13 protein-coding genes are annotated in these 12,457 nt (G+C 71.8%); 7 read left to right on the top strand and 6 right to left on the bottom strand.

Going from position 1 to position 12,457, the window contains the following annotated elements; translation table 11 throughout:
* Nucleotides 1-69: 69 nt before the first annotated feature.
* The 3 genes from C5H89_RS15865 to C5H89_RS15875 are packed head-to-tail and all read right to left on the bottom strand — an operon-like array spanning nucleotide 70 to nucleotide 1,836.
* Nucleotides 70-561, bottom strand: coding sequence for a YetF domain-containing protein (locus tag C5H89_RS15865; protein WP_104107935.1), 492 nt, complete (start codon nucleotides 559-561; stop codon nucleotides 70-72).
* Nucleotides 561-1,082 (bottom strand): hypothetical protein, encoded by a 522-nt coding sequence (locus tag C5H89_RS15870; protein ID WP_104107936.1) that lies wholly within the window; start codon nucleotides 1,080-1,082, stop codon nucleotides 561-563. Before C5H89_RS15870 ends, C5H89_RS15865 begins: the two co-directional genes overlap by 1 nt.
* A 34-nt stretch (nucleotides 1,083-1,116) precedes the next feature.
* Nucleotides 1,117-1,836 (bottom strand): hemolysin III family protein, encoded by a 720-nt coding sequence (locus C5H89_RS15875; RefSeq protein ID WP_104107937.1) that lies wholly within the window; start codon nucleotides 1,834-1,836, stop codon nucleotides 1,117-1,119.
* Between the two features lie 173 nt (nucleotides 1,837-2,009).
* On the opposite strand from C5H89_RS15875, the gene C5H89_RS15880 reads away from it, so the two are divergent.
* The 6 genes from C5H89_RS15880 to C5H89_RS15905 all read left to right on the top strand — a co-directional run bounded on the left by C5H89_RS15880 (nucleotide 2,010) and on the right by C5H89_RS15905 (nucleotide 7,970).
* Entirely contained in the window at nucleotides 2,010-2,786 is a 777-nt protein-coding gene (locus C5H89_RS15880) for an isoprenyl transferase (RefSeq protein ID WP_205305069.1), read from the top strand.
* A 77-nt stretch (nucleotides 2,787-2,863) separates the two neighbouring features.
* Complete coding sequence (locus C5H89_RS15885; protein ID WP_104107938.1) at nucleotides 2,864-3,991, top strand: FtsX-like permease family protein; 1,128 nt, start codon at nucleotides 2,864-2,866, stop codon at nucleotides 3,989-3,991.
* Entirely contained in the window at nucleotides 3,988-4,698 is a 711-nt protein-coding gene (locus C5H89_RS15890; protein ID WP_104107939.1) for an ABC transporter ATP-binding protein, read from the top strand. Before C5H89_RS15885 ends, C5H89_RS15890 begins: the two co-directional genes overlap by 4 nt.
* Before the next feature lie 54 nt (nucleotides 4,699-4,752).
* Entirely contained in the window at nucleotides 4,753-5,412 is a 660-nt protein-coding gene (locus tag C5H89_RS15895; RefSeq protein WP_104107940.1) for a TetR/AcrR family transcriptional regulator, read from the top strand.
* A 379-nt stretch (nucleotides 5,413-5,791) separates the two neighbouring features.
* On the top strand, nucleotides 5,792-7,069 hold the full coding sequence (locus tag C5H89_RS15900) for a PhoH family protein (RefSeq protein WP_240181915.1): 1,278 nt from the start codon (nucleotides 5,792-5,794) through the stop codon (nucleotides 7,067-7,069).
* Between the two features lie 250 nt (nucleotides 7,070-7,319).
* On the top strand, nucleotides 7,320-7,970 hold the full coding sequence (locus C5H89_RS15905) for a lytic transglycosylase domain-containing protein (protein ID WP_162799415.1): 651 nt from the start codon (nucleotides 7,320-7,322) through the stop codon (nucleotides 7,968-7,970).
* Here C5H89_RS15905 and C5H89_RS15910 read toward each other — a convergent pair.
* The 3 genes from C5H89_RS15910 to C5H89_RS15920 are packed head-to-tail and all read right to left on the bottom strand — an operon-like array spanning nucleotide 7,945 to nucleotide 11,572.
* The gene (locus tag C5H89_RS15910) at nucleotides 7,945-9,393 is read right to left on the bottom strand and encodes an acyl-CoA synthetase (RefSeq protein WP_104107942.1); all 1,449 of its coding nucleotides are present in this window, start codon (nucleotides 9,391-9,393) and stop codon (nucleotides 7,945-7,947) included. The two genes, C5H89_RS15905 and C5H89_RS15910, sit on opposite strands and share 26 nt — an antisense overlap.
* A 46-nt stretch (nucleotides 9,394-9,439) precedes the next feature.
* Nucleotides 9,440-10,813 carry a class II fumarate hydratase gene (locus tag C5H89_RS15915; protein WP_205305070.1) on the bottom strand — a complete coding sequence of 458 codons (1,374 nt, stop codon included), beginning with the start codon at nucleotides 10,811-10,813 and terminating at the stop codon, nucleotides 9,440-9,442.
* Nucleotides 10,814-10,867: 54 nt separating this feature from the next.
* Nucleotides 10,868-11,572, bottom strand: coding sequence for a hypothetical protein (locus C5H89_RS15920; protein ID WP_240181904.1), 705 nt, complete (start codon nucleotides 11,570-11,572; stop codon nucleotides 10,868-10,870).
* 97 nt (nucleotides 11,573-11,669) lie between these two features.
* On the opposite strand from C5H89_RS15920, the gene C5H89_RS15925 reads away from it, so the two are divergent.
* Complete coding sequence (locus C5H89_RS15925; protein WP_240181905.1) at nucleotides 11,670-12,452, top strand: cobalamin-dependent protein; 783 nt, start codon at nucleotides 11,670-11,672, stop codon at nucleotides 12,450-12,452.
* Nucleotides 12,453-12,457 lie beyond the last annotated feature (5 nt).

The following is a 12,457-nucleotide window of genomic DNA, read 5'->3' on the forward strand; positions in this document are numbered from 1 at the left end:
CACCGCAGCCGGGTGGGGAGACGGGAGGGACCGGCAGTGCTGGACCGGCAGTGCTGGACCGGCAGGGAGCTACAGCGGGCGGTCGTCGGCGACCGCGCCGTCGCGAGGGTCGCTCTCGTCGGCGGGCCGGGTGAAGAACGAGAAGACCCCGTCGGTCTCCAGCACCGCCAGCTCGACGTCGCTGAACCGGCGGATGCCATTCTGCCGGGCTCCCTCGGCGAGGTCGTCGAACGTGAGCTGCTCGCTGGCGAGCACGTCGAGGAGGGGCTCCCCGTCGCGGATCACGATCCGGGGCAGCCCTTCCAGAACCGGCCTCGCCCTGGGGAAGCGGCGGGTGAGGAAGGCCAGGGCCATCGCCGCCAGGGCGAACGTGGACACGGCCAGCATCGCGGCGGTGAGCGAGTAGTCCTCCTGCAGGATGCCCTGGCTGATCAGGTCGCCCACGGTGACCAGCAGGATCATGTCGAAGGCCGAGAGCTGGGCGACCTCGCGCTTGCCACTGATGCGGATCGCCACCCAGAGGAAGGCGAAGACGACGACGGCGCGGATCACGATGTCCATCAGGGCATCCTCCAGCTGGTGAACGAGACCGCGGCCACGGGCTCGTCGTCCTCCAGCACCTCGACCGAGCACTTCTCGGCGCCGGCGAACTGTCCCGGGGCGCTGCGCGCGTCCAGGCTGATCTCGAGCTCATCGGCGCGCGGCGGGTCGAACTCGTAGACGACCGCGTCGGGGTCGCCCGCCTCGGCTGCCGGTGCGGGGAACCAGCCCTGGAAGTCGAGGTTGTCGAAGAAGTCGTCGCACAGCGCCACCTGCACCGGCTTCTCGAACCCGCCCTCGCGGGTGATGACCAGGTGCAGCGGTGCCGGCTGACCGGCCCGGGTGATCTCGGGGTAGGTGACCCGCAGGTGGTACCCGCCGCCCGTGGCCGCGGTGTGACCCGCGCGCGGACCCAGGGCGCCCGATGCTCCCGCCGCCACCAGTACGACGAGCAGGGCGACGCCGCCGCGGTGGGCCCACCGTCCCGCCCTGCCACGAGGCCGGTCGGGGAGGTCGGCGATGGTGGAGTCGGAGCCGGTCACGCGGGCACCTTAGTGCGACGCGTCGGCGCGGTCGTCAGCGCAGGGAGTAGGTCGCCAGCGAGACGCCGACGTAGTGCACCATGAACGCCAGGATCGTGAACGTGTGGAAGACCTCGTGGAACCCGAACCACTTCGGCCACGGGTTGGGTCGCTTGGTGCCGTAGACGATGCCGCCCAAGGTGTAGAACGCCCCGCCGAGCAGCACCATCACCAGCACGGCGCGTCCCACCGTCTCGCCGTAGACCTGCGCGCCCTCGATGAAGGACCCGAAGAAGAACACCGGCGCCCAGCCGAGGGCGATGTAGATCGGCGCCGAGAGCCACCGGGGGTGGTTGAGCCACCAGACCTTCATGACCACTCCCGCCAGGGCGCCGCCCCACATGATGGAGAGCATCAGCCAGCGTTCGGTGCCGTCGAGCAGCAGCACCGCGAAGGGGGTGCAGGAGCCGGCGATGAGCAGGAAGATGTTGGAGTGGTCGAAGCGGCGCAGGTGCGCGTGCACCCCCGGTGACCAGTGGCCCCGGTGGTACAGCGCCGAGACGGTGAAGAGCAGCAGGGCCGAGGCAGCGAAGATCGCGGAGCCGACCCTGGTGGGGGTGTCGGGGGAGAGGGCGACGAGCACGACGCCGGCAGCCAGCGTGAGGGGTGCGCTGGCCGCGTGCAGCCAGCCCCTCAGCTTCGGCTTGACCTCGACGATCGCGCCTTCCACCCGGTCGTGCAGATGGTCCATGCGGGTGCGCACCGAATCGGTCATGTGGTCAAAATTACCGGTACGTCGGCTGGGGAGACGAGTGTGTCCGGGGAGATGATCCTCACCTCCTCCGCAGGTTTCGACCCGCCGCTGCTGACTTGTGCCGGAGCCGGCCGGTCAGGGTGCTTGCGCGGACCCGGACCGCCGCGCCCGCCGCGGTCGGTAGCATCGGGGCCGTGGGAAAGTGGAAGGACGCCGTGCGCCGGGTGCTGTACCCGGCGTACGAGTCGCGGGTCGCGAAGTTCCTCCCGCCGGACCGGGTCCCCAAGCACGTGGGGGTGCTCCTCGACGGCAACCGGCGCTGGGCGCGCGCCGTGGGGGCCGAGATCGCCCAGGGGCACCAGGCCGGCGCCGACAACATCGACCCCTTCCTCGGGTGGTGCGAGGAGCTCGGTGTCGAGGTGGTCACCCTCTGGCTGCTCTCCACCGACAACCTCAACCGTCCCGCCGACCAGCTCGAGGAGCTGCTCACGGTGATCGAGGGTGCGGTGGAGTCCCTGGCCGCCACCGGCCGCTGGCGGATCCACCCGGTCGGCGCCCTGGACCTGCTGCCGGCCACGACCGCGGCCAAGCTGAAGGAGGCCGAGGACGCCACCCGGGAGGTCAAGGGCCTGCTGGTCAACGTCGCCGTCGGGTACGGCGGCCGCCGGGAGATCGCGGACGCCGTGCGCTCCCTGCTCCAGGAGCAGGCCGCCGCCGGGGTCACCCTGGAGGAGCTGGCCGAGACCATCGACGTGGAGCACATCGCCGAGCACCTCTACACCAAGGGGCAGCCGGACCCCGACCTGGTGATCCGCACGTCGGGGGAGCAGCGGCTCAGCGGGTTCCTGCTGTGGCAGAGCGCGAACAGCGAGTTCTACTTCTGCGAGGCCCTGTGGCCCGACTTCCGCCGCGTCGACTTCCTCCGCGCCCTGCGGGCCTACGCCGAGCGGGAGCGCCGCTTCGGCTCCTGAGACATTTGGGTTCCCGACACGGTGTCGGTAAAGTTGACGGCATGTCTCTGTCAACTCTCCAGGTCAGGTGAGGCCGCATGTTCCTCGCTATCCGCGAACTTGTGTTCGCCAAGGGCCGCTTCGTGCTCATGGGCTCCGTGGTGTCCTTGATCGCCTTGCTCATGGTCCTGCTCTCCGGCTTGTCCGTGGGGCTGGTCAATGACGGGGTCTCGGGCCTGCAGCGCATGCCCGTGACGTCCTTCGCCTTCCAGGACGACGTCTCCAAGGACTCCGCGTTCTCCCGCAGCGTGGTGGACACCACCGCGGTCGAGGACTGGAAGGACCAGCCCGGCGTGCAGGAGGCGGCTCCCTTCGGCAACGTCCTGGTCAACGCCGAGTCCACCAACGGGGCCGAGATCGACCTGGCCCTCTTCGGCATCGAGGTCGACTCGTTCCTGGCTCCCGAGGTCGCGGAGGGTCACGGGCTGACCGGGGAGCCCGACGAGGTCGTGCTCAGCTCCACCGCCGCCGACGAAGGCGTCTCGGTGGGCGACGTGCTGGTGATCGAGCCGATGGGCGCCGAGCTCACCGTGGTCGGGATCATGGAGGAGCAGAACACCTTCGGCCACGTCGACGTGGGTTACCTACCCCTGGCCAGCTGGCAGGAGATCAGCAGCGGCGCGGGCATCGGAGAAGAGGTGCCCGAGCGGGTCTACGACGAGATCACCGCGGTCGCCGTCAAGGGAGGCGACGACCTCGACCTGACGGCCGGCGACAAGGCGGCCGGAACCACGTCGATGACGCTGGAGGAGTCCTTCGGCGCCTCGCCGGGCTACTCCGCGGAGACCTCGACCCTGAGCCTGATCCAGGGCTTCCTCTACGCCATCTCCGCCTTGGTCGTCGGCGCCTTCTTCACGGTGCTGACCATCCAGCGCAAGCAGGAGATCGCGGTGATGCGAGCCATGGGTGCCGGTACGGGCTACCTGCTGCGCGACAGCCTGTTCCAGTCGATGCTCCTGCTGGTGGTCTCCGTCGCAGTCGGCGTCGGGCTCGGTCTGGCTGCCGGCGCCGGACTCTCGGGTACGGCCATGCCATTCGCCCTCGAAGCCGCACCGATCACGCTGGCCAGCGTGCTGCTGGTGCTCCTGGGAATGCTGGGCGCGGGAATCGCCGTGCTGCGCATCACCAAGGTCGACCCCCTCACTGCACTCGGAGGCAACCGATGACCGCCGTACCGTCCACCTCAGCCGCAACCCCCGCCCTGGAGCTGCGCGACGTCTCCCTGCTCCTCGGTGACGGGGACGAGACGGTGACCGCCCTCGACTCGGTGAACCTGCGAGTGGAGCCGGGCAAGCTCGTCGCCATCGTCGGCCCTTCGGGGTCCGGCAAGTCCAGCCTGCTGGCGGTGGCCGGCGGGCTGGCCAAGCCCACCTCGGGAACCGCCCTCGTCGGCGGCACCGACCTGGGGACCGCGAGCAAGCGGGAGGTCGCCGAGGTGCGCCGGACCCGGATCGGCTACGTCTTCCAGAGCGGCAACCTGGTGCCCGCGCTGACCGCACGGGACCAGCTGCGACTGCCGCTGACCTTCGGTCGGGTGGCGGACCCGCGCGACCCGGCCGAGCTGCTGGCGGAGGTCGGGATGTCGCACAAGGTGGACCGGCGTCCGCACCAGCTCTCCGGTGGCGAGCGCCAGCGAGTCGGCATCGCCCGGGCACTGATGACCCGGCCGGCCCTGCTGCTGGTCGACGAGCCCACCGCGGCCCTGGACCGTCAGCGCAGCCAGGAGGTCGTCGCCCTGCTCGCCGACGAGAGCCACCGGCACGGTGTCGCCACGGTCATGGTGACCCACGACCAGGAGGTGCTGCACCACTGCGACGAGGTCTACGAGATGATCGACGGGCGGCTGGCGGCGGTGAGCCCCTCACCGGTGTGAGGCCGTGCGGCCCTCGGGTCGCCGGGAGTGTCCAGTCAGGCAGGAGGTGCGGCGGTGCCGAAGATCCAGGCAGCAACGGTGGCGGAGCACCGAGGGCGCCAGGTGCGTGCCCTGCTGGACGCCGCCCGTGCTCTGCTGGCCGAGACCGGACAGGCTCCGGCGCTCGGTGCCGTGGGCGCGCGGGCCGGGCTGGCCCGGTCCAGCGTCTACCAGTACTTCGACTCGCGGGAGGACCTGTTGGCGGCCGTGGTCGCCGACGTCTTTCCCGACTGGGCACGCCAGGTCCGGGAGCAGGTGGACGCTGCTGAGACGCCCGGCGCCCGGGTCTGGGCCTACGTCCAGGCCAATGTCCACCTCTTCGCCAGCTCCGAGCAGGCCGTGGCGCGGGCGTTGGCCGCCGTGGTCGAGCCTCGGCTGCTCAAGGCGCCCATGGAGGCCTTCCACCGCCAGCTCCAGGAACCGCTGGTCGCGGCGCTCGCCGAGCTGGGCGAGGCGCGACCGCAGCAGGTCGCCGAGCTCATCGACTCGATGGTGATGCAGGTGTCGCGGTCCCCGGCGGCCGGCACCGCCGAGGCCGCCGCCACCGTCCGCGCCGACGCCCTGGACCTGCTGGGTCGACTCCTGCACGGCTACCTGGGACTGGAGCCGCCTGACTCCGGGCTGACTCCGGGGCCTGACGCCGGGCCTGACTCCGGGCCTGACTCCGGGGCCTGACCCGACCAGGCACCCGGTCGGTCACCTGGAGTTCACGCCGGAGTTGCCGCGTGTCGTTGACGGCGGGGGGCCCCCGGGGCGTAATTTCCTGATGCATCGGCGAGTGGGGAAGCTCGCTGAACCGGGAGGCCGTTCGTGGACAGTCACGACTTCACAGCACACCGCGCGGGCCAGCCCGCGCCGGGTGGCTGCGAGGGGGGCCGGCACTCCGGTCCTCGGGTCCCTTCCCGGTCCGTCAGCACGAACTAGGGCCGGGCGAGGAGTGCGCGCACCGGCTCGCGAGGGTGAGATCGAAGTGGCCGCCATCAAGCAGTCCCGCACCACCTCAGCGCCGCGCACCGAGGGGCCACCAGCTCCGCAGGGCCGTCGTACGTTCGTCATCGACACCAGCGTGCTGCTGGCCGACCCAGGGGCGGCGCGCCGCTTCGCCGAGCACGAGGTCGTGCTCCCGGTGGTAGTGATCACCGAGCTCGAGGGCAAGCGGCACCATCCTGAGCTGGGCTACTTCGCACGCACCGCGCTGCGGATGCTCGACGAGCTCCGGGTGGTGCACGGCCGTCTCGACGAGCCGGTGCCGGTGGGGGAGCAGGGCGGGACGATCCGCGTCGAGCTCAACCACACCGATCCCCAGCTGCTGCCCTCGGGGTTCCGGCTCGGCGACAACGACACCCGGATCCTCGCGGTGGCACGCAACCTGGCCGACGAGGGGTACGCCGTCACGCTGGTCTCCAAGGACCTGCCGCTGCGGATCAAGGCGTCCGCGGTCGGGCTCGACGCCGAGGAGTACCGGGCTGAGGGGATCAGCGACTCCGCGACCGGCTACACCGGGATGTCGGAGGTCGACGTCGCGGCCGCCGACCTGGACACGCTGTACGACGAGGGCGTGCTGGACCACGACGTGGCCCGGGACCTGCCCTGCCACACCGGCCTGGTGCTGCTCTCGGACCGCGGCACCGCCCTGGGGCGGGTCGGCGCGGACAAGCGGGTGCACCTGGTGCGCGGGGACCGGGAGGTGTTCGGCGTGCACGGACGCTCGGCCGAGCAGCGGATCGCGCTGGAGATGCTGCTGGACCCGGACGTGGGGATCGTCTCGCTCGGGGGACGGGCCGGGACCGGCAAGTCGGCCATGGCGCTGTGCGCCGGCATGGAGGCGGTCCTGGAGCGCCAGCAGCACAAGAAGATCGTGGTGTTCCGGCCGCTGTTCGCCGTGGGCGGACAGGAGCTCGGCTACCTGCCCGGCTCGGAGAGCGAGAAGATGTCGCCCTGGGGTCAGGCGGTCTTCGACACCCTGGGTGCGCTGGTCTCCCCGGACGTGGTGGACGAGGTCCTGCACCGGGGCATGCTCGAGGTGCTGCCCCTGACCCACATCCGGGGCCGTTCGCTGCACGACGCGTTCGTCATCGTGGATGAGGCGCAGTCCCTGGAGCGCAACGTGCTGCTGACCGTGCTGTCGCGGATCGGGGCCAACTCCAAGGTGGTGCTGACCCACGACGTGGCCCAGCGCGACAACCTCCGGGTCGGTCGGCACGACGGGGTGGTCGCGGTGGTGGAGAAGCTCAAGGGACACCCGCTCTTCGCCCACGTCACCCTGACCCGCTCCGAGCGCTCCCCGATCGCGGCCCTGGTCACCGAGATGCTGGAGAACGTCACCGAGTAGCCGGGACCTTCGTCCCTGGTACGTCGGCCCCTGCGTCCTGCGTGGACGTACGGGCCGACGTGACTCCTGAGCCTGTTGGGGCTGGAGTCGCTCTTGTGACGGTGCTGCCACGTGATCCGTCCCGCAATTAGGGTGTTTGGTTTGCGTGGGCCCCGACCGCATTGCATGGTTGCCGTGGCCCCGGGTGACTCCGCGTGGTCCCCCCGAGTGGCCCTGCCGGCCGCTGCCGATCGAAATCCTGTGAGAGCTGTTGTCAACGCCCGAGAACCCTGCCCCCAAGCACCGCGCGCCCGGAGCGCGCCGACGCAAGCGTGAGCCTGCGCGGGCGCTGCGACCGCTGGTGCTGAGCGGACTGGCCATGGTCGCCACCGGCGTAGCCGTGGCGGGCGGGATGGCGGCGACCGGGACTGAGCTCACCGCCTCCGACACCCCGGACTCCGGCGGCTCGCAGGGCACCGGCCAGGCGCGGGCCGGCGAGGTGCTGGCCGACCGGGGCGACGCGCCCGTCACCCGCGCCGACCGGCGTCAGGCCAAGGACCCGGTCAAGGCGACCGTGCTCTCCACGGCCGCCGGTCTCGGCACCACCCGTACCCAGCAGGTCTCGCAGGGCGACCCGCGCGACATCGCCCGGGCTCTGCTGCCCCAGTACGGCTACGGCTCGGAACAGTTCGACTGTCTCAACAGCCTCTACGTGAGCGAGAGCAACTGGCGCGTCGACGCCGACAACCCCAGCTCCTCGGCGTACGGGATCCCGCAGGCACTCACCCAGACCCACGACCTCCCCGAGGGCTACATGACCTCGGCCGAGGTGCAGATCCGCTGGGGTCTGGACTACATCAAGTCCCGCTACGGCAGCCCGTGCTCGGCCTGGAGCTTCAAGGCCGCCCGGGGCTGGTACTGACTCCGGTGCCCCCAGGAGCCTGAGCCAGCAGCCGGGCCTTCTGCACCTTCCCCATCTCGTTGCGGGGCAGGCTGGTGGCGAAGCGGACCTCGTGCGGACGCTTGTGCGCCGACAGCTCGGCCGCCACGTGCTCGACCAGCCGCTGGGCCAGGTCGGGTTCCGGGTCGCGCTCGGCCATCACCCACGGCACGACGTGGGCCACGATCCGCTGGCCCAGGTCGGGGTCGGGCTCCCCGACGACCGCGCACTCGGCCACGTCCGGGTGGCCCAGCAGGGTCGACTCGATCTCTCCGGCGCCGATCCGGTAGCCGGCCGACTTGATCAGGTCCACCGACTCCCGGCCCACGATCCGGTGCCGGCCGTGGGCGTCGAGGACCGCGACGTCGCCGGTGCGGAACCAGCCGTCGGGAGTCCAGGCCTCGGCGGTGGCCTCGGGCCGGTTGAGGTAGCCGTCGAACAGCGTCGCCCCCCTCACCTCCAGGCGACCCACGGACTCGCCGTCGTGCGGCACCGGCTCCCCGGACTCGGTGCACAGCCGGGTCTCCACCCCGGCCACCGGCACCCCGACCCAGCCCGCCTGCCTGGGCCCGTCGGCACGGGTGGCCACGGTGATCAGCGTCTCGCTCATCCCGTAGCGCTCGGCCACCTCGTGGCCGGTGAGCTCGCGCAGCCGGTCGAAGACCGGCACCGGGAGCCCCGCACTGCCGGAGACGAGCAGCCGGGCCGGGCGCAGTGCCGCCGCGTCCTCGGGAGACGCAGCGATCCGCGACCAGATCGTGGGTACCGCGAAGTACATGCTCGCTGCCGCCGAGGCGTAGGCCTGCGGCGTGCCCCGCCCCACGTGCACCAGCCCGCCACCCACCCGCAGCGGCCCCAGCACCCCCAAGATGAGTCCGTGCACGTGGAAGAGCGGCAGCCCGTGGGCCAGCACGTCGTCCGAGGTCCAGGCCCAGGCCTCGGCCAGCGCGTCCAGGCCGGCGGCGACGGCTCGGCGGGACAGGAGCACGCCCTTGGGCAGGCCGGTGGTGCCGGAGGTGTACAGGACGAACGCCGTCCGCTCCGGCGGCACCTCGACCGGGGAGTACGGCGTCCGCCCGGCCAGGTCGACCGGCAGCCGAGGCAGGCTGCTGCCGGGCGGAGCGGAGCCCAGCCACGCCTGGGGTGCGGAGTCGCTCAGCACGTGCGCCAGCTCCGCCCGGCCGGAGTCCGGCGGCACGGGTACCAGTTCGACGCCGGCCAGCAGGGCGCCGGCCACCGCGACCACGGTCTCCATGCTCGGCGTGGCCAGCACCGCGACCCGGCTGGTCCCGGGCAGGTCGGCGGCTACCCGGGCTGCGGCGCCGAGCAGCTCGGGATGGGTCAGCGTGGTGCCGGCGACAGTGACCGGGTGGCGTCCGTGGCCCTGGATGAGTCCGGTGAGCATGGGTCCATGATCGCCGCCGGCGTCCGGCGCCTCGTCGGGGGCGTCTTCAGGGGTGGGTCATCGACTCCAGGTCGAGGGCCTCGTCGAGCTGGGCCTCGGTGAGGTCGCCGCGCTCCACGTAGCCTTCCGCGATCACCGTCTCCCGGATGGTGGCTCCGTCGGCCAGCGCCTTCTTGGCGATCTTCGCCGCAGCCTCGTAGCCGAGGTACTTGTTCAACGGGGTGACCACGGACGGCGAGGACTCGGCGTACCGGCGCATCCGCTCGGCGTCGGCGGTGATGCCGTCCACGCAGCGCTCGGCCAGCAGTCGGCTGGCGGTGCCGAGGATGCGGATCGACTCCAGCAGGTTGCGGGCGATGACGGGCATCATCACGTTGAGCTCGAAGCTGCCGGAGGCTCCGGCCCAGGCGACGCAGGCGTCGTTGCCGACGACCTGGGCGCACACCATCAGCGTCGCCTCCGGCAGGACCGGGTTGACCTTGCCCGGCATGATGCTTGAGCCCGGCTGCAGGTCGGGGAGGTGGATCTCGGCCAGGCCCGTGGTGGGCCCGGAGGACATCCAGCGCAGGTCGTTGCAGATCTTGGTCAGGCCCACCGCGTAGGTGCGCAGCACCCCGCTGAGCTCGACCAGGGAGTCGCGGCTGCCCTGGGCCTCGAAGTGGTTGCGGGCCTCGGTGAACTGCTCGTCGGTCTCCTGGCCCAGGACCTCGATGACGCGTGCGGCGAAGCCGGGCGGGGTGTTGATGCCGGTCCCGACCGCAGTGCCGCCCAGCGGCAGCTCGCGGACCCGGGGCAGCACCGCCTCCAGGCGCTCCACCGCGTAGCCGGCGGTCGCGGCGTACCCGCCGAACTCCTGGCCGAGCATCACCGGGGTGGCGTCCATCAGGTGGGTGCGGCCGGACTTCACCAGGCCGGCGAACTCCTCGGCCTTGGCGCCCAGCGAGGCCTCCAGCACCCGCACCGCCGGGACCAGCTCCCGGGTCACCGCCAGCGTCGCGGCCACGTGGATGGCGGTGGGGAAGGTGTCGTTGGAGGACTGGCTGGCGTTGACGTGGTCGTTGGGGTGGACGTCGTCCCCGGCGAGCCCGGCCAGCACCTCGTTGACGTTCATGTTGGTGCTGGTGCCGGACCCGGTCTGGAAGACGTCGATCGGGAAGTGCTCGTCGTGCTCCCCGGCCGCCACCGCCGCGGCGGCGCGCTCGATGGCCGCGCCCCGCGCCTCTGGCAGCACGCCCAGCTCGACGTTGACCCGGGCCGCAGCCTTCTTCACCAGGGCCAGGGCGTGCACCAGGGCTGGCTCGATCGGGGTGCCGCTGATCGGGAAGTTCTCCACGGCGCGCTGGGTCTGGGCCCGCCACAGGGCGTCGGCGGGCACCTGGACCTCACCCATGGAGTCGTGCTCGATACGGAAGTCGCTCATGTCAGCGACGGTACCCAGATGCCCTCGGGCTCACCCGCGCCGGCGGTGCCCGGGCTAGGCGTGCTGATCGGGCCCGGGCCGGCCGGCGCGGGCGCTGTAGAGGAAGTACTGCTCCGGCCGGTCCTGGAGCAGCACGTCGTAGCGGATCTCGGTGGCCTCGCCGAAGACCTGCTCGATGTTCTGCTCCAGGACCGGCGCCTGGGCCGCCGACCACACCACCAGGACGCCGTCGGGGTTCAGCATGGCCCGGCAGCGCTGGAGGAACTCCGGTCGGTAGAGCTCGGCGTTGGACTCGTGGACCAGGTGGCCGGGGCCGTTGTCCACGTCGAGCAGCATCAGGTCGTACGTCGACCGGGCCTCCGCGACGGCCATGGAGATGTCGGCGTTGAGCACCTCCAGACGGCCGTCAGCGAGCAGGGCCGGTCCGTGCGGGATGGTGCCGTCGCGCATCCAGCCGATCAGCGGCTCGTCGATCTCCACCACCCGCACCCGTTCCACCCGAGGGTCCGCCAGCACCCGCCGGGCGGTGAAGCCCAGGCCCAGGCCGCCCACGACCACGGCGCGCGGGTCGGGCACCAGGTCCAGCGCCAGTGCGGCCATCTCGATCTCCGAGCCGGTCTCCAGGGTGTCCATCACGAAGACGCCGTTGGCCCGCAGCTCCAGCACCGCGGGCGCGCCCTCGCGGGAGCGGCGCCGCAGCACCAGCTCGCCGCGGGGCGTCTCGGCCCGGGCGACCTCGGAGATCGTCTCGTCTTCCACGGGCCCATGGTCGCAGCCAGCCGGCGTATACCATCGAGGTCCCTGAGCAATGGACCTGACGGCGTCCGCCAGGGACCTGACCTGGAGGCGGTGCACGATGGCGGAACCTACTCCGACGCAGCTGTACGACGACGAGGCGCTGCAGCGCCTCAGGGCAGTGGCCGACATGGTCAGCTCCGGCTGGAGCCCCGGCCAAGCTGCGGTGCGGGTGCACAGCAGGAGCGACGACCCGGCAGGCGTGCCGGAGCCCCGACCGGTGACCATGGGTGACCCGGAGTCGCTGGCGCGCGTCGCCGTCCACTTCGACGTCCCGGGACTGCACCACGCCATCGAGTCCGGATTCGCCCTGGGCGAGTTCGAGGACGTCGTCGACGGCTGGCTGATGCCTGCCCTGGCACGTCTCGGTGCCGCCTGGCGCGACGGGCGGGTGAGCGTCGCGGAGGAGCACTTCGTCAGCGCCAGCGTGCAGCGACACCTCGCGGTGCTCTTCGACCAGACGCCCCGTCAGCCCGGCGGGCCGCGGGTGCTGCTGGGTCTGGCTCGCGGCTCCCGGCACGAGCTCGGGGTGCTCGCCTTCGCCATCGCCCTGCGTCGCACCGGGGTGGACGTGGTCTACCTGGGCGGTGACGTCCCCACCGAGGCGTGGCTCTCCGCCGTCGGCTCCCGCAGGCCCGCGGCCGTGGTGCTGGCGGTACCGTCACCCGACGACGTGCTGGCCACCCGGGAGGTCGTGGAGGCGGTCACCGGCCACGACCAGGACCTGCCGATCATGGTGGGGGGCAGTCACCAGGACGAGATCGAGCGGGACGTGATCCGGCTCGGCCACGAGATCGCCCCGGCAGCGCGCCGGATGACCGACGCGCTGCTCGCCAAGATCTGACCCCT

This window comes from Nocardioides sp. 616, assembly GCF_002930065.1.
Lineage (GTDB): Bacteria > Actinomycetota > Actinomycetes > Propionibacteriales > Nocardioidaceae > Nocardioides > Nocardioides houyundeii.